Raw genomic sequence first — 26508 nt, forward strand, 5'->3', positions numbered from 1 at the left:
GATGAGATTAAGCCTTACATGAAAATGTAGGGCTTAAATAATATTACCTAAAGGGAGTAACTATGGATGCATATCTCTAAAGCTATAAAAAAACAGAAAAAGTCCTATAGATGGTTCTTGGCGAGTATGATGTTTCTTCTGATTGCATTTCCAATAGTTGTCTTTCTCCTTGGCAAAACAACACTATTTTATATGAGTTATTTAATATTTTTAGAAATGGTTATAGTAATATCTATATTTATTGTCATTAATGTTAATACAATTGATTTTCAATGCGTAAATAACAAGCTTAAAATAAGCACTGGTATACTAAAGAAAAAGAATGTAATTTTGTGTGATAAGGTTATTTTGGTTCACACAGAAGGAAAACATGAAAATATGGAGATAATAATAGTAACTACTTTAAAGATTAGGAATAAATTTATTAGACCTATAACAAAGAGTTTCTTTAAGAAGTATCCTTATGCTGCTAGTGAGTATAAAAAGATAAAACTTATTAAGCCAGAAGAAATTTATTATTTTACTATTATAAAAAGTGGTGGGTTAAGGAAGTATCAGCTGTTGGATTTAATATATAAAAATTGTGTTAAAGCTGTGTATACTGATTTGAGTATTGAAAATATAAAAATAGCAAGAGGTCAGATGGAGATTTGAGTTTGAAAGAAGGGATTTGTTTTGAAGACAGAGGTAAGAATAATTGATGATATTAAAGGTGCTGAAGTATATATTAATAGAGCAGCTAGTACAATAGTTAATGGAGGAACAGTGGTTTTTCCTACTGAGACGGTATATGGGCTTGGAGCTAATGCCTTAGACGAAGAGGCTGTTAAGAAGATTTTTGTAGCGAAGGGAAGGCCTCAAGATAATCCTCTTATAGTACATGTGGCTGACAAAAACATAGAATACTTAGTTAATGATATTCCAGATGTAGCTAAAAAATTAATAGATAGGTTTTGGCCTGGGCCGCTTACAATAATATTAAATAAGAATGATATTATTCCCGAAGTTACCTCTGCAGGTCTTAAGAGTATAGGTATAAGAATGCCTAAAGACAACATAGCTTTGGAGCTTATTAAAAAGTCTAGAACTCCAATAGCGGCACCGTCTGCTAATATATCCGGTAGACCAAGTCCTACAGATGTGCATAGATGTGTTGAAGATCTTGAAGGTAGAGTAGATTTCATAATTGGTGGGATTAATAGTAATGTTGGTTTAGAATCTACAATAATTGATTGTACAGTAAATCCACCTTGTGTACTTAGGCCCGGTGGAGTTACCTTAAATATGCTCAGAGAAGTAGACGAGAATATATATGTAGATTCAGCTATTATGAAAAAGCCTACTGAAGATTTTAAACCTAAGGCTCCTGGAATGAAGTATAGACACTATGCTCCAAAGGCTAAGGTGACCATAGTTGAAGGCGATATCGAAAAAAGTGTTGAAAAAATAAATGAAATAGTGCAAAATTATATAGAAAAAGGTTTTCAGGTTGGTGTTATGGCAACTGAAGAAACAAGAACTTTTTATAAACAAGGTAATATAATTTCATTAGGAAGTAGAAACAATATTGAAGAAGTTGCAAAAAATCTTTTTGAGACTTTGAGAAAGTTCGATGATTATGCAGTAGACTACATTATTAGCGAAGGTTTTGATGAAGATGGAATAGGTCTCGCAATAATGAACAGGTTAAGAAAAGCTGCTGGGTTTGATATAATAAAAGCTTAAGAGCGGAGGAAATTATGAATATTCTTTTTGTATGTACAGGTAACACTTGTAGAAGCTGTATGGCTGAAGCAATATTTAACAATAAGTGTGATATAGACAATGTTAAAGCGTATTCAGCAGGGTTATCTATAGTTCCCGGTAGTAGAACTTCTAAGCATTCAGCTGAGCTTGTTATGAATAACTTATCTATGGATATCAGTAAGAGGTCAGCTGTTCAGCTTACCGCTGACATGATTAAAAGCGCTGATTTAATATTGACTATGACTAATTATATGAGGGATTTAATATCCTCAAATTTTCCTGAAAAATCTAATAATGTTTATTCAGTTTCCCAATATGCTGGCGTAAATGGTGAGATTTCAGATCCATACGGTGGTTCTATTGATGTTTATTCAAAGACATATGATCAATTAGAAAATATTATAGGGAAAGTGTTGATAAAATTAAAGGAAGATAAAGGTATTTTATAATACTCTCATCTTCTTTTTTTATAAATTTTTGGAGGTGTAATTATGAGAATAGCAATTGGAAGTGATCATGGTGGTTTCAGGCTTAAGAGTGAAATCATAGAACACTTAAAGAAAAAGGGAATAGAGATTCAAGATTTTGGGACTTTAAATGAAGAATCTTGTGATTATGCAGATTATGCTATTCAAGTTGCAGAAGCAGTAGTGACAAAACAATTCGATTTTGGTATATTAGTTTGTGGCACAGGTATTGGTGTATCCATAGCAGCAAATAAAGTTCCTGGTATAAGAGCTGCAGTATGCGGTGATACGTTTAGTGCACATGCTACAAGACAACATAACGATGCTAATATATTAGCATTGGGGGAGAGAGTAGTAGGTACTGGCTTAGCTTTAGATATTGTCGATATATTCCTTTCTTCTGAGTTTGAGGGTGGAAGACATGCGACAAGAATAGGAAAAATAGCTGAGATAGAAAAAAAATATAGTAAATAGCATTGGAGGAATTTTTTTATGAGTAAAGTTACACAAATTGGACATCCGTTAATATTACACAAATTAGCATTTATAAGAGATAAGAAAACTGGTTCTAAGGATTTCAGAGATTTAGTTTCAGAAGTATCTATGCTTATGGCTTATGAAGTTACAAGAGATTTTCAAATGGAGGAAGTAGAGATAGAGACTCCTATTTGTAAGACTAAGTGCAATATGCTAGCAGGTAAAAAGGTTGCGATAGTGCCTATACTTAGAGCTGGTCTTGGAATGGTTGATGGTATGCTTAAGTTAATACCTGCAGCAAAAGTTGGACACATAGGTTTATATAGAGATGAAGAAACACTTCAACCAGTTGAATATTTCTGCAAACTACCTCAGGATATAGTTGAAAGAGATATAATTGTTGTTGACCCTATGCTAGCAACAGGTGGTTCTGCTGCAGATGCAATAACTCTCTTAAAGAATAAAGGAGCTAAAAACATAAGACTTATGTGTTTGATATCAGCGCCAGAAGGTATTAAGCATGTTACCAGTGTACATCCAGATGTAGATGTTTATGTTGCTTCTATAGATGAGAAGTTAAATGAACATGGATATATAGTACCTGGTCTTGGTGATGCGGGAGATAGATTGTTTGGAACTAAATAGGCAAGAGGGCGATTTGCCCTTTTCCTTTAAGATTTCATCTTAGAAAAATCTTTGAAAGTTAACTTGCAAAAGAAACTTATGAAGCTTATATATACTATTTTTATGTAATCTGGGGTGGGTGTATTGGATAGAAGAGATAAGCATAACTATTACTTGGATATTGCAGAAACGGTTTTGGAGAGAGGTACCTGTTTAAGAAGAAATTATGGGTCTATAATAGTGAAGAACGATGAAATAATTTCTACTGGATATACTGGAGCACCAAGAGGAAGAACAAATTGTATTGATTTAGGTAAGTGTAGAAGAGCGGAACTTAAAGTGCCTAGAGGGACTCATTATGAGCTTTGCCGAAGTGTTCATAGCGAAGCAAATGCGATAATAAGTGCATCCAGAAAGGATATGATTGGTGCTACATTATATCTAGTAGGTAAGGATTCTAATACGGGAGAGTTTGTAGAAGATGCAAATTCTTGTTCTATGTGTAAGAGGCTTATAATAAATGCAGGTATTGCAACGGTAGTTATAAGAGATACTAAAGATAGATTTAGAGTTGTCAATGTGGATAATTGGATAGACCATGATGATTCTCTTACTAATGAAACTGGATATTAAGGTTAAAGATAAATTTAAGTAGCATTTGCTAAAGATGCTAATATAAATATTAATGTATTGAAATACCGTAACTAATTTTTTGTACATAAAGAGTATCAGTTAGATCAAATGACAGATTCAAGATATTCAAATTTTACAGCGGTATTAATTAGGAGGAATAAATTTGAATACTATAAAGATCATGACTATATTTGGAACAAGACCAGAAGCTATTAAGATGGCACCTTTAGTTAAAGAACTGGAGAAGGATAAAAATATTATATCAAAGGTATGTGTTACTGCTCAGCATAGAGAGATGCTTGACCAGGTTCTTGATTTATTTGATATTGTCCCTGATTATGACTTAAATATAATGAAGACAAAGCAGACTTTAACAGGAATTACTAATAGGGTTCTTGAGGGCTTAGAAGAAGTGTTTGATGAAGAAAAACCAGATATGATATTGGTACATGGAGATACAACCACTACTTTTGCAGGTGGTCTTGCTGCTTTCTATAAGCAAATTAAGGTTGGTCATGTCGAAGCTGGACTTAGAACTTTTGATAAGTACTTTCCATTTCCTGAAGAGATGAATAGAAAGCTGACAGGGGCTATAGCAGATCTACACTTTGCACCAACTAAAGGCTCTAAAAATAACCTGCTTAGAGAAGGGATTAATGAGCATGATATATATGTTACTGGAAATACAGTTATTGATGCTATGCAACATACTGTAGAAGAAAACTATGTATTTGAACAAGAAGAACTTAACTACATAGATTTTGATAATAAGAAGGTAATAATGATAACCGCTCATAGAAGAGAAAACTGGGGAGAAGGAATAGAAAATATTTGCGATGCCTTGAATGAGATTGTAGCTAAAAATAATGATGTTGAGCTAGTATATTTAGTTCATCTAAATCCTGTAGTTAAAGATGTTGTATTTAGTAAGCTTGAAGGTAAAGAAAGAATACATCTTCTTCCACCTCTGGATACTAAACAAACTCATAATTTAATTAATAAGAGTTTTATGATAATGACAGATTCAGGTGGTCTTCAAGAAGAGGCGCCTCATCTTGGTAAACCAGTTCTTGTTCTTAGAGATGTTACTGAAAGACCTGAAGCAGTTGAGTCTGGTACAGTAAAGCTAGTAGGAACAGATAAAGATACTATTATTAGAGAAGCAAATATTTTGATAAACAATGAGGCAGAATACATTAAGATGAGTAAATCAACAAATCCCTATGGAGATGGTAAAGCATCTAAGAGAATAGTTAAGGCTATACTAAAGTATTTTGCAATTTCAGAAGATGAAGTTCATGAATTTTAAACTTGTTATTTTTTTAACTGGAAGTAGTGATTGCACTACTTCCTTTTTTTATATAAAGTAAGTTTAGGATTTCTTACTAACTAAATTTAATGAATTTAAGTGATTGGTGTAGTTTTTCAGCGTACAAAGTTAGAAATACAATACACTAACTTAAAGGAATTTCTTTGTATACATCTAGAAAATTATAAGTTATATATTAAATTGGCTCATTATAGGGTTACTAACTCAACTATTAATTTATTCATGCCAAATGATCCATAGAACCAGGTATCGTCTAATCCCCAGAAGTTGAAATTATCCAACATGTATAAATTAAGCAAAAACTTTGTGTTTTTTTTAACAATAGCTATTGATAAAAAATAAAAAAATAGTTATAATAAAGAAGACGTTAAATATTGATAAAAAATTGTCTAATAATAAATAAACCTAGGAGGTAATTTTCATGAAAGAAGTTGTTATTGCAAGTGCAGTTAGAACTGCTGTTGGTTCATTTGGAGGAGCATTAAAAGATGTTTCAGCTGTGGATTTAGGTGCAACAGTAATAAGAGAAGCACTAAACAGAGCAGGTGTAGATGGAGCTTTAGTTGACGAAGTTATAATGGGTAATGTTATTCAAGCAGGACTTGGCCAAAATGTTGCAAGACAAGCAGTTGTTAAGTCTGGTCTACCAGTTGAAGTTTCAGCTATGACAATAAACAAGGTTTGCGGATCAGGATTAAGAGCAGTTAGCTTAGCAGCTCAATTAATAAAAGCTGGAGATGCTGATGTTGTAATAGCTGGTGGTATGGAAAGCATGTCTCAAGCTCCATATGTACTTAATGGTGCAAGATGGGGTCAAAGAATGGGTGACGGAAAAATGGTTGATACCATGATTAACGATGCTTTAACTGATGCTTTCAATCACTATCACATGGGAATTACTGCTGAAAATATAGCAGAACAATGGAATCTTTCAAGAGAAGAGCAAGATGCTTTTGCAGCTGCATCACAACAAAAGGCTGAAAGAGCTATAAAAGAAGGCAGATTTAAAGATGAAATAGTACCAGTTGTAATACCTCAAAGAAAAGGAGAACCAAAAGTATTTGATACTGATGAGTTTCCAAGATTCGGAACAACTGTTGATACTTTAGCAAAGCTTAGACCAGCATTTAAGAAAGATGGAACAGTAACTGCAGGTAATGCTTCAGGTATTAATGATGGAGCTGCTGCATTCGTTGTAATGAGTGCTGAAAAGGCTGCTGAATTAGGAATAAAACCATTAGCTAAGATAGTTTCTTATGGTTCAAAAGGTCTTGATCCAACAATAATGGGATATGGTCCATTCCATGCAACTAAGAAAGCTTTAGAAGTTGCTAACTTAACAGTTGAAGATTTAGATCTAATAGAAGCTAACGAAGCTTTTGCATCACAAAGCTTAGCTGTTGCTAAGGATTTAAAATTCGATATGGATAAAGTAAATGTAAATGGTGGAGCTATTGCTTTAGGGCATCCAGTTGGAGCATCTGGAGCAAGAATACTAGTTTCTTTACTACACGAGATGGAAAAGAGAGATGCTAAGAGAGGTTTAGCAACTTTATGTATCGGTGGTGGAATGGGAACAGCTCTTGTAGTTGAAAGAGTTTAATTTTATATTATTAATGACCCTTGTTAAAGGGTCATTTTTAGTGTCTTAAAATAAATAAAGTGAGACAAGGTTTCATAAGGAAATGAAATAGGTTTGTCCTTTTTCTATACAGCGTAAAGTTTTTGGTTAGCAACACTATAATTATATTTTATCCGTATTGTATAAATTTGTATCACATGAGTATAAGGTGGACTAAATTAAAATAAACTACTAGTAAGCGAAAAGATTCATTTGAGAGGTCGTGTATATATTAGCGAATAATAAGTTTAATATTATTTAGAATAACTGTGAATTAATAAATGCCTTGGGAAAACAATTAGCATGTGACTTTATTAACTAAATGATTTAATGAAATAACAATCAGTCAAAAGCACACTTATTATAACTGCATTAAGTGTTAAATTAAAACCTTAAAAGAAAAGCAGGTTTTAATTTAATAATTAAGTATGCAAGAAAAACATTGGAAAAATTCAGTTGATTAGGCCTAATGTATAAGCAAAAGCTACATAGAAGCGTCTATAGAGTGGAATATATGCATGTTTTTTTGTACTAGTTAGTTCAATAAAATAATTTTTTTGAATAAATGATAATAGGCTTATGCAATTGTGTTAAAAGGGTTTAATAATATTATAATTAATAATTTTAATTCAATTAAAGTTTTAAAGTTAAATCACTAAAAAAAAGATTTTTTCTGTAATATTATTGAATATATTTAGTTTTGAAAATGTTATCAGTGACTTTATTGTAGAAAAAACACGTATTGAGAAAATTGTGAAAAATGACTGCTAAAGATTTTTATGATGCAATAAAAAAGAAAAATGAATCTGCTAGGCGATATAACACGTATTTGTGAATTATAAGAAGATAAATTCGTGTATTTGACATAAATGCTCTATTTAAGAACGAAATCAAAACTTTAAACTAAGGACATACAGTAATATAATAATTTCGTGCTCGAGATTATAGGAGAAAATTATGAATCAGACATTATCCAAATTTATTTTCGGAGTTTTCAAATTAAACTTACTGGTGGGGTTAAGTATCTCGCTTGTACTGACGAAATTATATAATAAGAACGTGGCTTTTGCATTCATGGCAGGTGTTATGATTACATCAATAACTTTTATAATTAAAGGTTATACTATACATACTATACTAAATTTTTCAAAATCAAAGAGCGTTATAGTAGCGTATATAGGGTACATCTTTCAATTTATAATCATTATAGCCTTAGCTTTTTTATTTATTGATGATTATACTTGTTTACTAACCTATATACTGGGGACTTTTGCTCAGTTTGTAGGTATTATTTTATATTGGTTCATAAATAGGAAAGGAAGTGATTAAGTTTGGAAGGACTAGATCCCATTGTCATTTACAAATTGCCGCTAGGAAGTCTTACGTTCAATATAACATTAGATTTAGTTATTGAATGGATTGTAATAGTACTAATTGCGGGAATAGGTATAGCAGCTACAAGGAACCTTAAAAAGATTCCAGATAAGAAACAAACAGTAGCTGAAATGCTGTATGAATTTATATTTAATACTGTTGTAGAAAATATGGGTGAAAGCTACAAATCTTTTGTACCGTATATTGGTACACTAGGGATCTTTCTATTGTCTTTAAACTTAATAGGATTGTTAGGTTTACAGCCACCAACAATGAATTTCAGCACAGTTGTGTCATTTTCTCTAATGACCTTTATCTTAATTCATGCAAATGCAATTAAGAGAGCAGGTTTTGGACACTATTTAGGGGGATATGCGCATCCATTTTTGCCTATGTTACCTCTTAATATTTTAGAAAGAGCTATTTTACCAGTTTCACTAAGTCTGAGACTTTTTGGTAATATATTAGCTGCAACAGTTTTAGTAGACTTGGTTTATCAAGCTCTACACAATATTTCATGGTTTGCTCAAATAGGAATCCCAGTATTCTTACATGGATACTTTGATTTATTTGATGGATTAATACAAATGGTCATTTTTGTAATGTTAACAATGATTCAAATAAAAATGACTGCTGAACATTAAAAAACATACTTAAGGAGGATTTTTTCAATGGAAACTATTAAATTTTTAGGAGCAGGTATTGCTGCATTAGCAGGTATTGGAGCTGGAGTTGGTATAGGTATTGCTACAGGTAAGGCTGTTGAAGGAATATCAAGACAACCAGAATTAAGTGGTAAGATAACAACTACATTATTAATTGGTGCTGCATTCGCAGAAACAACTGCTATCTATGGACTATTAGTATCTATACTATTAATATTTGTTGCAAAATAATTTTTAGGACTATTACTAAAATAAAGAGTTATTTTTTAGTTATTAATAAAATAAAATTAGTTTGCTCCGAAGGGAGGCTAAGATGTAGATGTTGGAGATAGACTGGTTACATGTCTTGGCGGCGGTAATTAACTTATTGATTCTATACGCTCTAATGAAGCATTTCTTCTTCGATAAAGTTGAAAAAGTTATTGGAGAAAGACAAAGCGATATACAATCAAAGATTGATAAAGCCGATGAAGACACAGAAAAAGCTAGAACTTTATTATTAGAAAATGAAAGAATTTTGAGATCTGCTAAGGATGAAGCAAAGAAAATTACTGAGTCCCAAAAGCATAAAGCAGATAAAGTTTACGAAGAAATTGTGGATCAAGCAAAAAATGAAGCTCAAACTTTATTAGATAGAGCTTCAGTAGAAATAAACAGAGAAAAAGAGAAAGCAGAGCAAGAAATCAGAGAGCAGGTTGTTGATCTAGCGGTACTTATTTCAGCTAAAGCTCTTGAAGAAAGTATTGACGAAGATAAGCATAGAAAGCTTATTAATGACTTTATTGCTAAGGTAGGTATCTAATTATGTATGAATACTTAGATAGGAGATACGCACTTGCGCTTTATAAAGTAGCAGAAGAAAAGGGCAAAGTTGAAGAATACCTTCAAGATCTTAGGGAGATTTGTGATTTAGTTTACAATAATCCAGAATTTTTTGAAGTTATCAAGCACCCTCAAATAAGCACTGGGAAAAAGAAAAAGACCTTTATTAATATCTTTAAAGGAAAAATTGATGAAGAATTACTTTCATTCCTATTAATATTAATAGAAAAAGATAGAATACTTTATCTAAGACAAAAACTAGAGCAGATGGAAAAAATCTATCTAGAAAGAAATAATACACTTGTAGCAAACGTGAAAAGTGTAATTCCTTTAGAAGATGAACAATTACAAAGATTAAAAGAAAAGCTTGAAAAAAAATATGATAAACATATTTTATTTGAGCAAGAGATTGATAAGAGCATAATAGGTGGACTTTACGTTAGAGTTGGTAATGACGTTATTGATGGAACAATAAAGTTAAAACTTGACGAGATGAAGCAATTAATGCTTAAGAGAGAATAGAGGTGAATCCATGAATATTAAACCGGAAGAGATAACATCTATAATTAAAAATGAGATAGAGAAATATGAAAAGCAAATTGAAACTGTAGATTCAGGTACAATTATTCAAGTTGGTGATGGTATTGCTAGAGTTTACGGTTTAGATCAATGCATGGCAGGTGAGCTTCTTGAATTCCCTAACAATGTCTATGGAATGGCTCAAAACTTGGAACAAGATAACGTAGGATGTGTTCTTCTAGGTTCTGAAGAAGGAATCAAAGAAGGAGATGTAGTTAAGAGAACTGGTAAAATAGTTGAAGTTCCAGTAGGAGACGCCTTAATAGGTAGAGTTGTAAATTCATTAGGTATGCCTATAGATGGTAAAGGACCAATAAAAAACGATGGTTATAGCCCAATAGAAACTCCAGCACCAAGTATAATTGATAGAAGTTCAGTTAATGAACCTCTTCAAACTGGTATAAAAGCTATTGACTCAATGATTCCTATAGGAAGAGGTCAAAGAGAGCTTATAATCGGAGATAGACAAATTGGTAAAACTGCTATAGCTATAGATACAATATTAAACCAAAAAGGTAAAGACGTTATATGTATATATGTAGCTATTGGACAAAAGCAATCTACAGTTGCTCATATAGTTAACACTTTAACTGAAATGGGAGCTATGGATTACACAATAGTTGTTGCTTCAACTGCTTCAGATTCAGCACCGCTTCAATACTTAGCACCATATGCTGGCTGTTCAATGGGTGAATACTTCATGCATAAAGGAAAGCACGTATTAATAGCATATGATGATTTATCTAAGCATGCTGTTGCTTACAGAACAATGTCACTATTACTTAAGAGACCACCAGGAAGAGAAGCTTATCCAGGAGATGTTTTCTACATTCACTCAAGATTACTTGAAAGAGCAGCTAAACTATCTGCTAAGAATGGAGGAGGTTCATTAACTGCACTTCCTATAATAGAAACACTTGCTGGTGATATAACTGCTTACATCCCAACAAATGTTATATCTATAACAGATGGTCAGATATTCCTTGAGTCAGAACTGTTCAACGCAGGTCAAAGACCAGCGGTTAACTCAGGTATGTCAGTATCCAGAGTTGGTGGTAACGCACAAATAAAGGCTATGAAACAGGTTTCAGGTACATTAAGACTAGAACTTGCTCAATATAGAGAACTTGCAGCTTTCGCTCAATTTGGATCAGACCTTGATAAAGATACTCAAAGAAGACTTGAAAAAGGTAAGAGACTTGTTGAAGTATTAAAGCAAGATCAATATTCAGGAATGGATGTTGAAAAGCAAATAATAATTCTTTATGCAGCAGTAAATGACTTCTTATCTGATATAAAAGTATCTGATATAAAGGCCTTTGAAAAAGACTTCTTAGAATATATTGATACACATCATAGAGATATTCCAAAGTCAATTGCTGAAGGTAAAGTTTTAACTGATGAGATTAAAGCAAACCTTGAGCAAGCAATAGCAGAATTTAAGAAGATATTTTTAGCATAGCTTTTAAAGCTATGCAATCTTTTAGGAGGTGGAATGGATGGCAGGAGCTGGACTTTTAGATATAAAAAGAAGAATTAAGTCAGTAACCAACACCAAAAAGATAACTAAAGCCATGGGACTTGTTGCCACTTCTAAACTAAGAAAAGCTAGAATGGAATTGGAAACCAATAATAAATATTTTAATTCTATAAAAAAAGTTGCAGAAGAGTTAATTAAGTCAATAGACGATGACAATAACAGTAGTTACATAAAGGGAAATAAGGCTACTAAAAAGCTTTATATAGTACTTACTTCAGACTCAGGTCTGTGTGGGGGTTACAATCATGGTGTAGCTTCCGCATTAAATGAAGTTGCTGGTATAGACCCTATAAATAACGTTGTTATGGTTGTTGGTCAAAAAGGCATCTCATATGTAAAAAAATATGGCTTTGAGACAATAGCTGAATATGTTCAAATCCCGGATGTGCCTACTATAAAAGAGGCTAAGACTGTAGTTGAGCATGCTTTAAGGCTATATAAAAACAATGAAGTTGGTGAAGTTAATGTAGTGTATACTCATTTTTACTCACCAGTTAAGCAATTAGTAACTGTTGATAAACTTTTACCAATAGATAGAGATAAAAATGAAAAGAAGACTGACTTCTTAATAGAACCAAACAGTAATTCAGTGGTAGAAAATACCTTTGATGTATACTTTAGAGGTAAACTTCTTAACTCATTGCTTCATGCAAAAACTAGTGAACAAAACTCAAGAATGCAAGCAATGGATGGTGCTACTAAGAACGCTAATGATCTTTTAGATTCATATAATATTAAATATAATAGAATAAGACAAGGCGCTATTACTCAAGAAATTACTGAAATAGTAAGCGGAGCAAGTGCGCAAAAATAGTGAGGAGGTATTCTGATGCCTGGCAGTATAGGAAAAGTAGTTCAGGTTATAGGACCTGTTATAGATATCAAATTTGATACAGATTCACTTCCTAATATATACAATGCTATTGAAATTGCTATGGGAGATCATACAGTAATAGCAGAAGTTGAGCAACATATGGGAGACGACATAGTTAGAGCAATAGCTATGGAAGCTACAGAAGGGCTAAGAAGAGGCATGGATGCTGTAGATAGCGGTAACCCAATTACAGTTCCAGTTGGTCAAAATGTTTTAGGAAGATTATTTAATGTTTTAGGAAAAACTATGGATGAAGAAGGGGACGTTACAAGTGAAGTTAACTATCCAATCCATAGAGCGGCTCCAACATTTGCTGAACAATCTGTTGAACCAGAAATGTTTGAAACAGGAATCAAGGTAATAGATTTATTAGCTCCATATCAAAGAGGAGGAAAAATAGGTCTATTTGGTGGTGCAGGTGTTGGAAAGACAGTTCTTATCCAAGAGCTTATAAATAATATAGCAAAACAACATGGTGGATTATCAGTATTTACAGGTGTTGGTGAGAGATCAAGAGAAGGTAACGATTTATTAGCTGAAATGAAAGAATCAGGAGTTATCAAAAAGACTGCACTAGTGTTCGGTCAAATGAATGAACCACCTGGAGCAAGAATGAGAGTTGCTCTTACAGGACTTACTATGGCTGAGTATTTTAGAGATCAAGGCCAAGACGTACTTTTATTTATAGATAATATATTTAGATTTACTCAGGCTGGATCAGAAGTTTCAGCACTTCTTGGAAGAATGCCTTCTGCTGTTGGATACCAACCAACTCTTGCAACTGAGATGGGTGCTTTACAAGAAAGAATAACATCTACTAAACATGGATCAATTACATCAGTTCAAGCAGTTTATGTTCCTGCCGATGATTTAACTGACCCAGCTCCAGCAACAACATTCTCACATCTTGATGCAACAACAGTTTTATCAAGAAGTATATCAGAACTTGGTATATATCCTGCGGTTGATCCGCTAGACTCAACTTCAAGAATACTTGATCCAAGAGTTGTTGGTAAAGAGCATTATGATGTAGCTTCGAAAGTTAAGCATATACTAGAAAGATATAAGGAATTACAAGATATCATAGCAATACTTGGTGTTGACGAACTTTCAGAAGAAGATAAACTAATAGTTGGAAGAGCTAGAAAGGTTCAAAGATTCCTTTCACAACCATTTACAGTTGCTGAGCAATTTACAGGAATGCAAGGAAAGTATGTACCAATAGCTGAGACAATAAGAGGTTTTAAAGAAATTCTTGAAGGAAAACATGATAATCTTCCAGAATCAGCTTTCTTATTTGTAGGTTCTATTGATGAAGCTGTAGAAGCTGCAAAGAAGATGTCCTAATTAGGACTTAAAGGGGAGATTAATTATGAATACATTTAATTTACATTTAATTACTCCTAATAGAGAGATTTTCTCTGGAGATATTGTAAAGATTCTTTCTAAGAATAGTGATGGTGAATTTGAAGTATATGCAAATCATATTTCATATATAACAAATACTATACCTACAGTAACTAAGTTTGTAGACGCAGATAATAAGGAATATTCTTTATTTACTTCTACAGGAATAGTTCAGTTCAAGGATAATCAATTAATTTTTGCTTGTGATTCTGCTGAGTGGCCGGAAGAAATAGATGCCTCTAGAGCAGAACAAGCTAAAGAGAGAGCTGAAAAGAGATTACAAAGCTCTGTAGATGTTGATACTGTTAGAGCACAAGTTGCTTTAGCTAGAGCTATGGCAAGATTACAATTGAAAAAGTAACCTTTAGGTTAAAAAAGGCAAGCCAATATTTTGGCTTGCCTTTTTGAATTTAAATTATTATATTTGGTTTTATAAAAATAACTGTAAGCATGTAAGATATAGAGACAAGTAAAGAGAATTTATGTATTAAAAAAATATTTTTAGTCCATATAATTTATCATCAATTGACTAAAACTAAATACAAGTAGGTTACACTCATAAGTTTAATGACGTTATAAGGTATTAATCACACTTTATGGAAAAATATATATATTAATAATATACAATCTTATTCAGGTAATATATGCTTGTAAATCAATGTATAGAACTGTTGTGTTATTATGCTTAGATTAAAAGTGAGGAACAACATTGAATAAAAATAATTAACTTGGACAATAATCAAAAGGAAAGGGCGGGATGTTATGAGAATAAAGTATGCTTTATTATCAGTTATTCTTTTGACGTTTTCTTTTGATATATTAGGTCATGCAAGTGATAGTAACTATAATTTAGTTACCAATGAGATACTAAAAGAAAACTCTGCGAGTATTGTTGAATGTGGTATAAAAATACAGTATCAATCCAAGAAGAATATTGATGAAATTTATAGAAGAACTATTGAAAAAATATATAAAGATGCAATTATAGAGTACAAGGAATATAAGCCAAGCTATTTTCGAATAACATACAAAAAAGATGGAGTGGCAAATGAAATTGTTGCAAATGTTGAAAATAATATTACTAATATATGCGCAACTTCTACAATGGAAATAAATAAAGATACAACCAATATATTAAAGCAACAATTAGAAAAAGTACTATATGATGCCTCAATAGATGTACAATATTTTAGCTATGTTAAGGGCAATATAATAGAAGGTAGCGCAAAAAATAACATAGAATTAACAGAAAGAGCCCTTGTTAAGTATGGAGCTACAGATGTGAATACTATCAAATTAAGTTCGGGTTTTACTGGTGTAGCAAAATTAAAAGACAACACAGCTATAAACTATGCTATTAGTGAAAATGATAAAAGAACATACTTAATTATTGGTACACCAATAATTTTTATAACATACTAAACAAGGTTAATGGAGGATAATATGGATAAAATCAGAGTTAAGGGTGGGAATGAACTTTCAGGTGAAATAAAAATAAGTGCAGCTAAAAATTCTGTTCTTCCGATAATTGCTGCAAGCATATTAGGTAATGATAAAGTTAAAATAAATAATGCTCCAATGCTTGAAGATGTATATGTAATATGCAATGTTCTGGAGGAACTTGGATGTAATATATCTTTAGATAAATCAAGTAAATCTATAACTGTTGATTCTTGTAATATAAAGCCAATAAATGCTAATAATGAACTTGTAAAAAAAATGAGAGCCTCTTTTCTTATTATGGGGCCAATGCTTTCTAGATTAGGTTATTGTAAGCTTTCACTGCCAGGTGGATGTAACATTGGAAGTAGACCAATTGATTTGCATTTGAAGGGTTTTAAGGCTTTAGGAGCTGATATAGAAATAGGGCATGGATATGTTGAAGCTAGAGCTAAGAAACTTATTGCAAATAGAATATACCTAGATTTTCCTTCAGTTGGTGCTACTGAAAATATTATTATGGCATCAGTTTTTGCTAAAGGAACTACAATCATTGAAAATGCAGCTGAGGAGCCTGAGATTAAGGATTTAGCTGATTTCCTTAATTCAATGGGAGCGATGATAGACGGTGCTGGAAGAGGTAAAATAATAATAGAAGGTGTTGATAGTCTTAAGGGAACAGAGCATACTCCAATATATGACCGTATAGAGGCTGGAACATTTATGATAGCAGGTGCCATTACACATAGTAAAATTAAAGTTATGGGAATAAATGAAGAACACTTAAGACCAGTAATTGAAAAACTAAAAGAGAGTGGAGTAAAAATAGAAGTATCAGAAGAGGAGCAGAGCATAGTTGTTGATGGTAGGAATATAATAAAGTCTGTTGATATTAAGACTATGCCATATCCAGGCTTTCCAACAGATATGCAAGCACAAATGATGAGTCTGTTAGCATTGGCTAATGGCGTAAGTGTAATAACAGAAACTGTATTTGAAAATAGGTTTATGCACGTATCAGAATTAGCTAGAATGGGAGCCAATGTAAAAATTGATGGACGAACTGCACTTATTGAAGGTGTTCCTAAGATCACAGGTTGCGAAGTTAAAGCAACTGATTTACGTGCAGGTGCAGCATTAATTATAGCCGGTTTATCTGCAGAAGGAGAGACAGATGTTACTGATATCTATCATATTGATAGAGGATATGTAGATATAGAAAAAAAATTGAGATCGATTGGCGCTGATATAGAAAGATATTCTGTAGATTAAGCTTGCTAGTATTGGATGTTTATGCCACATATTTATAACCTATAACTTCGATAAAACTCAGATTACTTTAATTAGGTAATCTGAGTTTTATTTTTCTGTATATTAAAAATATCTCTATTGATATATATAACTGTGAAAGTAATATTATATCTGTTGAAGCATATAAATCTATTATGTGAAAAAATTAAATTCTGCAAATCTATAAATATATATGTTGCAAGATGAAAATTTCGATATGATATTTAGGTAAGAACATCCATTAATATAAGATAACTAAAATATCCAAACTAGAATATAAAATAAAAATTATAGCGAGGTTTTAAATATGGATATTTTGATTCTTAATAAGATTGCTGGGCATGAAGATGATATAAACGAGTTAAAATCAGCTTTAAAAAAGACTAAAAACACAAGGTTATATAAAAGATATTCTGTTTTACTTAAGCATTTTGATGGATTTACAAATAGAAAAATAGCTGAAATGGAGAATCTAGAAGAACATACTGTTTCTACATATATAAAAAATTATAAATCAAAAGGAATAGATGGATTAAATATTGGCCACGGCGGCGGAGCGCAAAGAAAATCAATTCACTTCAAGAGAAGCTCATTGTAGAAACTATAACTACAAAAACTCCAGAAGATGTAGGCTTCGAATCTAAAATGAATTGGACTATTGAATTAGTGAGGCAATGGGTTATTAAAGAATTTAATATAAATATGTCACATAGAGGAATAGCATATGTACTTCATAGATTAAATTTAAGTTATACTAGACCTACTTACGTCTTAGCGAAAGCTGATAAAGAAAAGCAAGAAATTTTTAAAAGTGACTTTAAAGCTTTAAAAAAAATGCCTCAATGGCTTAGTTGATACCATCTTATTTGAAGATGAATCAATGATTAGAGATTATCAAGCAATTCAAAAGAGCTGGTTTATAAGAGGACAACAAAGGAAAATTCCTACGTTCGGTAAAAATGCAGGTGTTAAACTTATGGGAATATTGGATTACGAGACTGGTAACGTATATTGCGAGGAACATGAAAGATATGACGCTAAGATATTTAATGACTTTTTAGAAAACGTACTTAAGCAGTATCCAAAAGGAAAAATTGTTGTGGTATTAGACAATGCTAAGATTCATCATGCAAAGCTGATTCAGCCATTTCTTAATAGAGTTAAAGATAGGCTTGAATTGATGTTTTTACCACCGTATAGTCCAGAAATGAATCTTATAGAGGGGTTATGGGGATGGCTAAAGGCATCTGTTATTAACAATGTCTTTTATAAATCTCTGCCACAAGTTAGAACTGCAATTCAAAAGTTTATAAGTAACATAAATAAGGTTCCTACTCAAACAATAGACAGGCTATGTGTTAGATTGTAGAAACCAATTTGCAATATATATAATAAGATTTGGTGTTGTTATACGCTATGTTTGAACATAGCCTAAAATTTAAATTTGATGTTAATTTCGATGGTGGGAGGGATTTATGAAAATTACTAGTAGAATAAGTAAAAAATACTTTTTAGGATTTGGGATAGTATTTTTTATTTGCTTCTTTACACCTATTATTATTTCATTATTAGCTGGCAGCAATGACAACTTTAATAAGAACATATCAAACATAAAGAATTTTATATTTGATAATAATCAAAGTGATCATAATAAACAATATGATTTTCACAAGATAAAGGTCTACAATACAGAAACAAAAAAAACAGTTGAAATGGATCTGGAGCAGTATGTTTATGGAGTTGTGGCTGCAGAGATGCCAGTAAATTTCAATTTAGAAGCTTTAAAAGCTCAAGCAGTGGCAGCTAGGACTTTTGCATTAACTAGGATAGTAAACAAATGCCCTCAGGCAAATGGAGCAGATATTTGTGATTCTACTCATTGCCAGGTATATATAGGAGAGGCTGAAAAGAAAAAGCAATGGGAGGCTAGCAAGTCAAAGGATTATTGGGATAAAATTGTACAAGCTGTCGATAGTACAAAAGGTCAAGTATTATCTTATGATGGGTATCTTGTAATGAATCCTCAATACTTTGCAGTAAGTTCAGGGAAGACAGAAAGCTCAAAAGAGGTATTTGGAAGTGATGTGCCATACTTAGTATCGGTGGATAGTCCGGGAGAAGAGAGAGCGACAAAATATAAAAGTACAGTTTCTTATACTTACGATAAGTTTACTACTCTAATAAATGATTATTATAAAGATAGTGGAATAAAAAAATCATCATTAAAATCTCAGTTAAAGATACTTTCTAGAACAGAAGGTGGAGGAGTAAATGAAATTTCGGTAGGAAGAACCATAATTAAGGGCACTGATTTTAGAAAATTATTATCTTTAAAATCCACTAACTTTTCTATATCATTTTCTAATGGGAAAATAGCATTTAATTGCATTGGATATGGTCATGGGGTTGGCCTCAGTCAGTGGGGGGCAAATGCTATGGCAGGCACAGGAGCAAGTTTTGATAAGATATTAAAACATTACTATACAGGAGTAGATATCAAGAGGTTAGAAGATATACGGGTAAGTAATAAGAACTAGATTTATTGAGGATTAAATAAACATATATAAATGGTTATATAAAGTTGTACCACCTACCTTAGAAATATAATTTTCAAAGTTGCTCTGGTTTCTGAGAGGAAGATTTGAAATTATAAGTTTTTCTGCGAAGTGGTAAATTTATTCTTTCAAATAGACCTATTAACTGAATACTTATATTTAAAATAAAGCTTTCAATGAACCAAGGAAGCTTTATTTTTATATAGTTAAATATGAACTAGAATGTCTATAAATAGGTGCTCTTATAGTAAGATTTTCTCTGAACTATTCAGTAGTTAGAAAGAATAAGGATATACTACCATCATGCATTTTACCACAATAATTTAAATAATTCTCGTAAGGAAAAATCACTAAATGACTAACATTAGTGATTTTTTTACTTTTTAGAGAATAAGAACATGTCTCCTTGGCTATTTTACTTATATGGTCTTGAGAAAGTAGATACGAGCTAATTATAAGTATGATTTATGAAAACTTAATTTGTACATGTTCGATAAGCCTGTGTACTGGGTATTATCTGGCACCCATAAATTGATAGTTTAAGTTTGATACCTATAAAATGTTTTTTTATATTTAAAAATAGAACTAGGTAAATAGGTGATGAATATGTGGATAATCATGTTTAAAGGTGGACATAAATGTAAATAAGTCCAAATTAATTAGTAGATAGTTAGAGTTGTTTTGTAGAAATTTGTTGGAATTTATATGAAAAAACTATAGGAAATTATGTATTTTTTAGTAACTAAAGGAGAGACTAGTTAATGGAGGTGTTCATATGGACAAAAAAAATAATAAATTTATAAGCTTTTTTAAGAAGGAGGGTTTTTACGTTATTTTATTTGTATGTTTATGTGTAGTAGCTACAGTTGCAGCAATAACTGCAAGAAATAATGCTAAAAAAGTTACACCACAAGCAAACAAAGGTAATGTTGCTGTAAATATAAATGATTCAACTAAGTCAACAACTCAAATGCCAGGTGCAGAACAAGTGAAGAAGCCTACAACTGGCAATACAGCAACAGGAGTAACTGTACCTAACACTAAAACTGTTTCAAATACATCAAAAATAACATTCAATAACCCAATTAATGATGGAGCAGTATCAAGAGTTTTCTCAGATGGCAGTAAACCTATTGAAGTCAAAGGGTTTAATGTATGGACTACAGTTATAAAGGGAGTAGGGATAAATGCTAAAAAAGGCACTCCTGTTCTTGCTGCAGCTGAAGGCAAGGTAACTGAGGTAGGAACTGGTGATGAATTTGTAGGAAATTATGTTGTAATTTCTCATCAGAACGGAATGAAAACTGTCTATACTAACTTAGATCCTCAGATTACTGTTAAAAAGGATGACGTAGTAAAAGCTAAGCAAACATTAGGTAAAGTAGGAGACTCTGCAAGAATGCTTAAATTTGAGCCATATGCTGAACATTTAGGATTTCAGTTGCTTGACTCAAAAGACCAGCAAGTTGACCCAGGAAAATATATAAAATTTAAAACAGAAGCAAATAAATAATATATATTCAGTCATTTTCTAATAAGAGAATGACTGAATATTAGAAAATGTAATTTACTTTAAAGGTAGTGCATATTTATTAATATAGCTAATTAAGGAGGTAGCATTTTGAAAGACTACATTGAGGAAAGAGTCTTAGAAGTTGCACAGTATATTATAGATTCAAAAGCTACAATTAGAAAGACAGCGAAGGTATTCGGAGTTAGTAAAAGCACGATACACAAGGATATGACAGAAAGATTACCTAAGATTAATCCAGTAATTGCTCAGAAAGCAAAGATAATTTTAGATTTGAACAAAGCAGAGAGACACATAAGAGGAGGAAAAGCTACGAAGTTAAAGTATAAAGCTATTGAACGTTAATCACATTCCATGTATAATTTAAATGATAAATTATGTAAAAAATGCTCAAATTATGTTTGGATTAATAGAATAATAGGAGTGAATAGGAATGTGGTTTTTGGGAATGGGAACAGATATTGGTATTGATTTAGGTACAGCCACTGTGCTTGTTTATATTAAGGACAAAGGCGTCGTTTTGAAAGAGCCATCTGTTGTTGCAGTAGATAAGGTTAATAACAAAATACTGGCCGTTGGAGAAGATGCGAGACAGATGATAGGAAGAACACCTGGAAATATAGTAGCAGTACGTCCACTTAGAGACGGTGTAATTTCAGACTATGATATGACTGAGAAAATGCTTACATATTTTATAAGAAAAGGGTGTGGGAAGAAAAGGATATCGGCGCCTAAAGTAATGGTATGTGTTCCTTCTCAGGCTACTGAAGTAGAAAAAAGAGCTATAATGGATGCTTCAAAGAACTCAGGTGCTAGAACTGTATATCTGATAGAAGAACCTCTAGCTGCTGCCATTGGTGCTGGCTTAGATATAAATAAGCCTAGCGGACATATGGTAGTCGATATTGGCGGTGGTACCACCGATATTGCTGTAATATCTTTGGGAGGCATAGTAGTACGATCCTCTATAAAAATTGCTGGGGATAAGTTTGATGAAGTTATTATTAAATATATAAGAAATAAATATAAACTTATGATAGGTGAAAGGACTGCAGAAGATTTAAAGATTAATGTAGGCTCTGTTTTTCAGAATATGAGAAACCTATCTATGCCTGTAAAGGGTAGAAATTTAATAACTGGTCTTCCAGATGTAGTAGATATAACCACTGAAGAGATAAGGATAGCTTTAAAGGATACGGTAAATACGATTTCAGAAGCAGTTCACTCTGTTCTGGAAAAAACACCACCTGAATTAGCTGCAGATATTATAGAACATGGAATAGTAATGACTGGAGGCGGTGCGTTGCTACATGGACTTGACAAATATTTGGAATCGGAGACTGGTGTTTTAGTAAAAGTTGCAGATGATGCAATTTCGTGTGTTGCTATTGGTACAGGCATTGCCTTGAGAAACTTCGAAAAATTAGAACTCAACAAGGATATGGAAGTAGAGCTTGTTGAGTAAAAAGGACAGAAAAATCTGTCCTTTTTATTATGGATTATTTTAATTATTGGGTAGGTAAAGGTTATAAAAAGTTTCTATATAGAAACTTATTTTGAAGCACTACATAGCTATTTTTGAAGACTACTTAAATAATAAGCATGAATCATAGAGTCTACAATTACATAAGCCATCTCCATCACTAGGTTTAATCTTATTGACCTGCTAGTAAAAATTTCTGAATTTTCGCTAGAATCAACAATACCTATAATAGAGGCATCTCCAACATCAGGAAGGGTTTTACCAACTCCTTTTCCGGGATGTATTGGGTAGTCACGAGTGTGGATTTCTCCAATTGAATTGGAGTCGCCTAAACATGCATCAATGCCGATTATACATGCATTAGGATGTTTTGAATTGATTTCATTAAGTTTCTTATCAAGGTTTAATGCATGTATTGGTGAGGCTATTGTGCCATAAATAGGAAGTGGAAAAAATTTATCTTTTAACATTGTTCCAACCAGTGGACCAAGGCAATCTCCTATGCATTTATCAGTACCTATACATACAATTACTGTGTTATCTTTAACATAGTTTTTCAAGAAGTAAGCTATCTCGTAGTAAGCAAGTGATGATTTATAATCTACTTTAATTTTATTCAACATCCCACCCCCTCAGTAATTTATATGAGGCACTTAAATAAAATATTAAACAAGAATAAAATATTACTTTAATGTCAATATTTATAATATTGAAAGGGGTTGCCATATGAATAAGAGAGAGAAAATTTATAGTTCAATAATAATTGTGATGACTGCTATTTCTGTTAGTATTTTACTAACATATAAGGATAATTCTTATGATTATGGAGATTTGAAGATAGATCAGCAGCAGTTTCAGGTTAATAACCAGGATGGTAAGAATGCTCTAGATAAAGGTAAAATAGAAAATAACACCATAAATAAATCAAGTACAAAATTGATAAATAATAATTCAAATAGTAATTATAAGGAGAACTTAAATAGCAGTCAAATAAAGCATAATAGTAGTGAAGATATTACTTTAAAAGAGGACGCTAATGACGAAGGTAAAGATTATATTTATTCTGATAATCAAGTTTCTGAAGAAGAATCTGCAGAGGATGAAACCGTTCAAACAATGTCTATTTTTAAAGTGGATAAGAGCACTATAATCAGTAAGATAAGTGTAGCTGATAAAGCTAAACTACTGTATATTTCAAGAAAGTTATCAAGTGCGGATTATAGTAATATAGAAGATGATTTAAAAAGTAGCAATGAACTAGAAGCAGCTGAAGATATATTCAAAATATTGAAAAATAGACTATCTTCACAAGATTATGACAAGGTAAAAAGTATATTGGACCCATATATAAATGTTGAATATATAGATGGTAATTTATGCAAGTAACATTTTTATAATGGTATATATATCTATAATTAAGAATTGATTAAAAGTGATCATTTATGTAACTTTAATAGTAATGTGAATCAGTCAAAGCGTGCAAGATATAAAAACAATGGGATTTATTTTAATAACTTATATCTTAAATTGCTAAAAATAATGTAAAGGGTAGCATTTTGTATTAATAAAAAGAAAGTAAGAGGAATTGCTGCATAAATTACAGTAATCACTCAAAATGAGAGAAAACTGTAGTTGAAATTAAGAACATAACATTATATACTAATCCTTGTCGATTGGCACCGACGAAAAATTAAAAAAACATTGAATATGAAATATACATATATTCAGTTACATGGAGGAGTTCCCGAGTGGCCAAAGGGGGCAGACTGTAAATCTGTTGCAAGTTGCTTCAGTGGTTCGAATCCACTCTCCTCCACCAATTTTAATAAATACAAAAATTAAGGGCGCATAGCTCAGCTGGGAGAGCATCTGCCTTACAAGCAGAGGGTCACAGGTTCGATCCCTGTTGTGCCCACCATTAATTTAAAAAATAATATGCTGGCATGGCTCAACGGTAGAGCAGCTGACTTGTAATCAGCAGGTTGTAGGTTCGATTCCTATTGCCAGCTCCAGTTTGAGGAGGAGTTCCCGAGTGGCCAAAGGGGGCAGACTGTAAATCTGTTGCAAGTTGCTTCAGTGGTTCGAATCCACTCTCCTCCACCAATTTAATAAATACAAAAATTAAGGGCGCATAGCTCAGCTGGGAGAGCATCTGCCTTACAAGCAGAGGGTCACAGGTTCGATCCCTGTTGTGCCCACCATTAATTTAAAAAATAATATGCTGGCATGGCTCAACGGTAGAGCAGCTGACTTGTAATCAGCAGGTTGTAGGTTCGATTCCTATTGCCAGCTCCAGTTTGAGGAGGAGTTCCCGAGTGGCCAAAGGGGGCAGACTGTAAATCTGTTGCAAGTTGCTTCAGTGGTTCGAATCCACTCTCCTCCACCAATAAGACACTTTTAGTGGTGTCTTTTTTGTATGAATAAAATAAATTTAATATTTAACTCTTATCAAGAGAGGTGGAGGGAAAGGGCCCTATGAAACCCGGCAACCGGTGCTAATGCATTATGGTGCCAATTCCTGCAGTAAATCTGCGAGATAAGAGAGATGAAATGTAATCTCTTCTTTGAAGAGATTTTTTTATTCTTTAGAAGTTTATATCGTAGATGAAGTTGTGGATGAATATACTTGTAAAGTTTAATACAAGTGTAGGAGAAAAGAATAAAAAAGTGCGTCGCCTGCTAGAAATTCTTTACTTACATTCAGAAAAGGCAGATACACAAAAAAATAAAAGTATAATGAAGGGAGGCATTAACTGTTTATATAAAAGACAGTTAAGATGTGTATGAAAAGATTATTTACCTCAGAATCAGTTACAGAAGGACATCCAGATAAAATCTGTGATCAAGTTTCCGACGGAATATTAGATGCTATATTAGAAAAGGATCCTAATGCTAGAGTTGCTTGTGAGACAGCCGTAACTACAGGAATGGTAGTAGTAATGGGAGAAATATCAACTAACTGCTACGTAGATATACCTAAGATAGTAAGACAAACTGTAAGAGAAATAGGTTATGACAGAGCTAAATATGGATTTGATTGTGATACATGTGCTGTGCTTACTTCAATAGATGAACAATCAGCTGACATAGCTATGGGTGTAGATGAAGCGCTAGAATCAAAAAAAGGTGAGATGGATAAAATTGAAGCGGTAGGTGCAGGGGACCAAGGCATGATGTTTGGTTTTGCTACAAATGAAACTGCTGAGTTTATGCCTATGCCTATAGCTACTGCGCATAGACTATCAAGAAGATTAAGCGAAGTAAGAAAGAATGGTACTTTAGCTTATCTAAGACCAGATGGAAAGACACAAGTAACAGTTGAGTATGAAGATAATAAACCTGTTAGAATAGATGCAATAGTTGTTTCTACACAACATGGACCAGAAGTATCTCAAGAGCAAATTGAAAAAGATATAAAGGAACAAGTTATAAATGCAGTAGTTCCAGCGGAATTATTAGATGAAAATACAAAGTATTATATAAATCCCACTGGTAGATTTGTAATAGGTGGACCACAAGGTGATAGTGGTTTAACTGGAAGAAAGATAATAGTTGATACCTACGGTGGATATGGAAGACATGGAGGCGGAGCTTTCTCAGGAAAAGATCCAACTAAAGTTGATAGATCTGCAGCTTATGCAGCTAGATGGGTAGCGAAAAATCTTGTTGCTGCTGGTGTAGCTGATAAGTTAGAGATAGAACTAGCATATGCAATTGGAGTTGCAAAGCCAGTTTCTATTGAAGTAGATACATTTGGAACAGGAAAAATTACAGATGATAAGATAGTTGAAATAGTAGGTAAAGTTTTTGACTTAAGACCAGGTGCGATAATAAGAGATTTAGATCTTAGAAGACCTATATTTAAGCAAACTGCTGCTTACGGACATTTTGGAAGAACAGATGTTAATCTTCCATGGGAACAATTAGATAAAGTTGAAGAAATAAAGAAATATATATAGAAAAGATGCTGCCTTGAGCAGCATCTTTTATTTTTGTGTGCCCAGCATGGGCAACACAACTTGGCGGTGAAAGTCCGCTGTGGGCTTGGTA

25 protein-coding genes, 7 tRNA genes, 1 pseudogene and 1 riboswitch are annotated in these 26508 nt (G+C 32.6%); of the genes and pseudogenes, 32 read left to right on the top strand and 1 reads right to left on the bottom strand.

The window, feature by feature from the left end; translation table 11 throughout:
* Nucleotides 1-66 precede the first annotated feature (66 nt).
* From C1I91_RS07080 to mreB, 23 genes and pseudogenes are all read left to right on the top strand, one after another.
* Entirely contained in the window at nucleotides 67-654 is a 588-nt protein-coding gene (locus C1I91_RS07080; protein WP_128212238.1) for a hypothetical protein, read from the top strand.
* Between the two features lie 21 nt (nucleotides 655-675).
* Entirely contained in the window at nucleotides 676-1725 is a 1050-nt protein-coding gene (locus tag C1I91_RS07085) for an L-threonylcarbamoyladenylate synthase (protein ID WP_128212239.1), read from the top strand.
* Between the two features lie 14 nt (nucleotides 1726-1739).
* Nucleotides 1740-2195: a low molecular weight protein arginine phosphatase gene (locus C1I91_RS07090; RefSeq protein ID WP_128212240.1), complete on the top strand. Its 456-nt coding sequence runs from the start codon at nucleotides 1740-1742 to the stop codon at nucleotides 2193-2195.
* Between the two features lie 42 nt (nucleotides 2196-2237).
* Nucleotides 2238-2687, top strand: coding sequence for a ribose 5-phosphate isomerase B (gene rpiB / locus C1I91_RS07095; RefSeq protein WP_128212241.1), 450 nt, complete (start codon nucleotides 2238-2240; stop codon nucleotides 2685-2687).
* 18 nt (nucleotides 2688-2705) lie between these two features.
* On the top strand, nucleotides 2706-3335 hold the full coding sequence (gene upp, locus C1I91_RS07100; protein WP_128212242.1) for a uracil phosphoribosyltransferase: 630 nt from the start codon (nucleotides 2706-2708) through the stop codon (nucleotides 3333-3335).
* Nucleotides 3336-3458: 123 nt separating this feature from the next.
* On the top strand, nucleotides 3459-3947 hold the full coding sequence (locus tag C1I91_RS07105; protein WP_128212243.1) for a dCMP deaminase family protein: 489 nt from the start codon (nucleotides 3459-3461) through the stop codon (nucleotides 3945-3947).
* A gap of 163 nt (nucleotides 3948-4110) precedes the next feature.
* Nucleotides 4111-5256 (top strand): non-hydrolyzing UDP-N-acetylglucosamine 2-epimerase, encoded by a 1146-nt coding sequence (gene wecB / locus C1I91_RS07110; protein WP_128212244.1) that lies wholly within the window; start codon nucleotides 4111-4113, stop codon nucleotides 5254-5256.
* 442 nt (nucleotides 5257-5698) lie between these two features.
* The gene (locus C1I91_RS07115; protein WP_128212245.1) at nucleotides 5699-6880 is read left to right on the top strand and encodes an acetyl-CoA C-acetyltransferase; all 1182 of its coding nucleotides are present in this window, start codon (nucleotides 5699-5701) and stop codon (nucleotides 6878-6880) included.
* A 1349-nt stretch (nucleotides 6881-8229) separates the two neighbouring features.
* Entirely contained in the window at nucleotides 8230-8916 is a 687-nt protein-coding gene (locus tag C1I91_RS07120) for a F0F1 ATP synthase subunit A (protein WP_128212246.1), read from the top strand.
* 27 nt (nucleotides 8917-8943) lie between these two features.
* On the top strand, nucleotides 8944-9168 hold the full coding sequence (gene atpE / locus C1I91_RS07125) for an ATP synthase F0 subunit C (RefSeq protein WP_128212247.1): 225 nt from the start codon (nucleotides 8944-8946) through the stop codon (nucleotides 9166-9168).
* Nucleotides 9169-9259: 91 nt separating this feature from the next.
* A complete protein-coding gene (locus C1I91_RS07130) occupies nucleotides 9260-9739 on the top strand; it encodes a F0F1 ATP synthase subunit B (RefSeq protein WP_128215935.1) in 480 nt (159 codons plus the stop codon).
* 2 nt (nucleotides 9740-9741) lie between these two features.
* Entirely contained in the window at nucleotides 9742-10281 is a 540-nt protein-coding gene (locus C1I91_RS07135) for a F0F1 ATP synthase subunit delta (protein ID WP_128212248.1), read from the top strand.
* A gap of 10 nt (nucleotides 10282-10291) precedes the next feature.
* The gene (atpA, locus tag C1I91_RS07140; protein WP_128212249.1) at nucleotides 10292-11800 is read left to right on the top strand and encodes a F0F1 ATP synthase subunit alpha; all 1509 of its coding nucleotides are present in this window, start codon (nucleotides 10292-10294) and stop codon (nucleotides 11798-11800) included.
* 37 nt (nucleotides 11801-11837) lie between these two features.
* Nucleotides 11838-12692, top strand: coding sequence for an ATP synthase F1 subunit gamma (gene atpG, locus C1I91_RS07145; protein ID WP_128212250.1), 855 nt, complete (start codon nucleotides 11838-11840; stop codon nucleotides 12690-12692).
* 15 nt (nucleotides 12693-12707) lie between these two features.
* Nucleotides 12708-14099, top strand: a complete 1392-nt coding sequence (gene atpD, locus C1I91_RS07150; RefSeq protein ID WP_128212251.1) for a F0F1 ATP synthase subunit beta — start codon at nucleotides 12708-12710, stop codon at nucleotides 14097-14099.
* Between the two features lie 25 nt (nucleotides 14100-14124).
* Nucleotides 14125-14520 carry an ATP synthase F1 subunit epsilon gene (gene atpC, locus C1I91_RS07155; RefSeq protein WP_128212252.1) on the top strand — a complete coding sequence of 132 codons (396 nt, stop codon included), beginning with the start codon at nucleotides 14125-14127 and terminating at the stop codon, nucleotides 14518-14520.
* Between the two features lie 401 nt (nucleotides 14521-14921).
* A complete protein-coding gene (locus C1I91_RS07160; RefSeq protein ID WP_128212253.1) occupies nucleotides 14922-15581 on the top strand; it encodes a hypothetical protein in 660 nt (219 codons plus the stop codon).
* Between the two features lie 21 nt (nucleotides 15582-15602).
* A complete protein-coding gene (murA, locus tag C1I91_RS07165) occupies nucleotides 15603-16871 on the top strand; it encodes a UDP-N-acetylglucosamine 1-carboxyvinyltransferase (protein ID WP_128212254.1) in 1269 nt (422 codons plus the stop codon).
* Nucleotides 16872-17196: 325 nt separating this feature from the next.
* Nucleotides 17197-18258: pseudogene (locus tag C1I91_RS07170) on the top strand (IS630 family transposase).
* Nucleotides 18259-18364: 106 nt separating this feature from the next.
* Nucleotides 18365-19426, top strand: coding sequence for a stage II sporulation protein D (spoIID, locus tag C1I91_RS07175; protein ID WP_128212255.1), 1062 nt, complete (start codon nucleotides 18365-18367; stop codon nucleotides 19424-19426).
* 793 nt (nucleotides 19427-20219) lie between these two features.
* A complete protein-coding gene (locus tag C1I91_RS07180) occupies nucleotides 20220-20957 on the top strand; it encodes a peptidoglycan DD-metalloendopeptidase family protein (protein WP_128212256.1) in 738 nt (245 codons plus the stop codon).
* Nucleotides 20958-21065: 108 nt separating this feature from the next.
* A complete protein-coding gene (gene spoIIID, locus C1I91_RS07185; protein ID WP_128212257.1) occupies nucleotides 21066-21320 on the top strand; it encodes a sporulation transcriptional regulator SpoIIID in 255 nt (84 codons plus the stop codon).
* Between the two features lie 88 nt (nucleotides 21321-21408).
* The gene (gene mreB, locus C1I91_RS07190) at nucleotides 21409-22440 is read left to right on the top strand and encodes a rod shape-determining protein (protein ID WP_128212258.1); all 1032 of its coding nucleotides are present in this window, start codon (nucleotides 21409-21411) and stop codon (nucleotides 22438-22440) included.
* 107 nt (nucleotides 22441-22547) lie between these two features.
* On the opposite strand, the gene yyaC is transcribed toward mreB, so the two are convergent.
* Nucleotides 22548-23078, bottom strand: coding sequence for a spore protease YyaC (yyaC, locus tag C1I91_RS07195; RefSeq protein ID WP_128212259.1), 531 nt, complete (start codon nucleotides 23076-23078; stop codon nucleotides 22548-22550).
* Between the two features lie 106 nt (nucleotides 23079-23184).
* Between yyaC and C1I91_RS07200 the strand changes: the two genes are divergently transcribed.
* From C1I91_RS07200 to metK, 9 genes are all read left to right on the top strand, one after another.
* Entirely contained in the window at nucleotides 23185-23844 is a 660-nt protein-coding gene (locus C1I91_RS07200) for a hypothetical protein (RefSeq protein WP_128212260.1), read from the top strand.
* 348 nt (nucleotides 23845-24192) lie between these two features.
* Nucleotides 24193-24277, top strand: a tRNA-Tyr gene (locus tag C1I91_RS07205).
* Nucleotides 24278-24300: 23 nt separating this feature from the next.
* Nucleotides 24301-24376 (top strand) — tRNA-Val (locus C1I91_RS07210).
* A 19-nt stretch (nucleotides 24377-24395) separates the two neighbouring features.
* Nucleotides 24396-24470 (top strand) — tRNA-Thr (locus C1I91_RS07215).
* Nucleotides 24471-24476: 6 nt separating this feature from the next.
* Nucleotides 24477-24561, top strand: a tRNA-Tyr gene (locus tag C1I91_RS07220).
* A gap of 22 nt (nucleotides 24562-24583) precedes the next feature.
* A tRNA-Val gene (locus C1I91_RS07225) sits at nucleotides 24584-24659 on the top strand.
* 19 nt (nucleotides 24660-24678) lie between these two features.
* Nucleotides 24679-24753, top strand: a tRNA-Thr gene (locus C1I91_RS07230).
* Between the two features lie 6 nt (nucleotides 24754-24759).
* Nucleotides 24760-24844: transfer RNA gene (locus C1I91_RS07235), tRNA-Tyr, on the top strand.
* A 56-nt stretch (nucleotides 24845-24900) separates the two neighbouring features.
* A riboswitch (SAM riboswitch) is annotated at nucleotides 24901-25001 on the top strand.
* Nucleotides 25002-25241: 240 nt separating this feature from the next.
* Complete coding sequence (gene metK, locus C1I91_RS07240; protein WP_128212261.1) at nucleotides 25242-26417, top strand: methionine adenosyltransferase; 1176 nt, start codon at nucleotides 25242-25244, stop codon at nucleotides 26415-26417.
* Nucleotides 26418-26508: the final 91 nt, after the last annotated feature.

The sequence above is a fragment of the Clostridium manihotivorum genome (genome assembly GCF_004015185.1).
In the GTDB taxonomy this organism is placed as follows: Bacteria; Bacillota; Clostridia; order Clostridiales; family Clostridiaceae; genus Clostridium_AR; species Clostridium_AR manihotivorum.

Bases quoted from the DNA above. Each gene is read 5' to 3' on its own strand.
- C1I91_RS07115 (WP_128212245.1), top strand. From the start codon at position 5,699: ATGAAAGAAGTTGTTATTGCAAGTGCAGTTAGAACTGCTGTTGGTTCA.
- rpiB (WP_128212241.1), top strand. From the start codon at position 2,238: ATGAGAATAGCAATTGGAAGTGATCATGGTGGTTTCAGGCTTAAGAGT.
- C1I91_RS07160 (WP_128212253.1), top strand. From the start codon at position 14,922: ATGAGAATAAAGTATGCTTTATTATCAGTTATTCTTTTGACGTTTTCT.
- C1I91_RS07135 (WP_128212248.1), top strand. From the start codon at position 9,742: ATGTATGAATACTTAGATAGGAGATACGCACTTGCGCTTTATAAAGTA.
- mreB (WP_128212258.1), top strand. From the start codon at position 21,409: ATGTGGTTTTTGGGAATGGGAACAGATATTGGTATTGATTTAGGTACA.
- upp (WP_128212242.1), top strand. From the start codon at position 2,706: ATGAGTAAAGTTACACAAATTGGACATCCGTTAATATTACACAAATTA.
- spoIID (WP_128212255.1), top strand. From the start codon at position 18,365: ATGAAAATTACTAGTAGAATAAGTAAAAAATACTTTTTAGGATTTGGG.
- C1I91_RS07080 (WP_128212238.1), top strand. From the start codon at position 67: ATGCATATCTCTAAAGCTATAAAAAAACAGAAAAAGTCCTATAGATGG.
- murA (WP_128212254.1), top strand. From the start codon at position 15,603: ATGGATAAAATCAGAGTTAAGGGTGGGAATGAACTTTCAGGTGAAATA.
- atpD (WP_128212251.1), top strand. From the start codon at position 12,708: ATGCCTGGCAGTATAGGAAAAGTAGTTCAGGTTATAGGACCTGTTATA.
- C1I91_RS07200 (WP_128212260.1), top strand. From the start codon at position 23,185: ATGAATAAGAGAGAGAAAATTTATAGTTCAATAATAATTGTGATGACT.
- metK (WP_128212261.1), top strand. From the start codon at position 25,242: ATGAAAAGATTATTTACCTCAGAATCAGTTACAGAAGGACATCCAGAT.
- C1I91_RS07180 (WP_128212256.1), top strand. From the start codon at position 20,220: ATGGACAAAAAAAATAATAAATTTATAAGCTTTTTTAAGAAGGAGGGT.
- atpA (WP_128212249.1), top strand. From the start codon at position 10,292: ATGAATATTAAACCGGAAGAGATAACATCTATAATTAAAAATGAGATA.
- C1I91_RS07090 (WP_128212240.1), top strand. From the start codon at position 1,740: ATGAATATTCTTTTTGTATGTACAGGTAACACTTGTAGAAGCTGTATG.
- atpE (WP_128212247.1), top strand. From the start codon at position 8,944: ATGGAAACTATTAAATTTTTAGGAGCAGGTATTGCTGCATTAGCAGGT.
- atpC (WP_128212252.1), top strand. From the start codon at position 14,125: ATGAATACATTTAATTTACATTTAATTACTCCTAATAGAGAGATTTTC.
- atpG (WP_128212250.1), top strand. From the start codon at position 11,838: ATGGCAGGAGCTGGACTTTTAGATATAAAAAGAAGAATTAAGTCAGTA.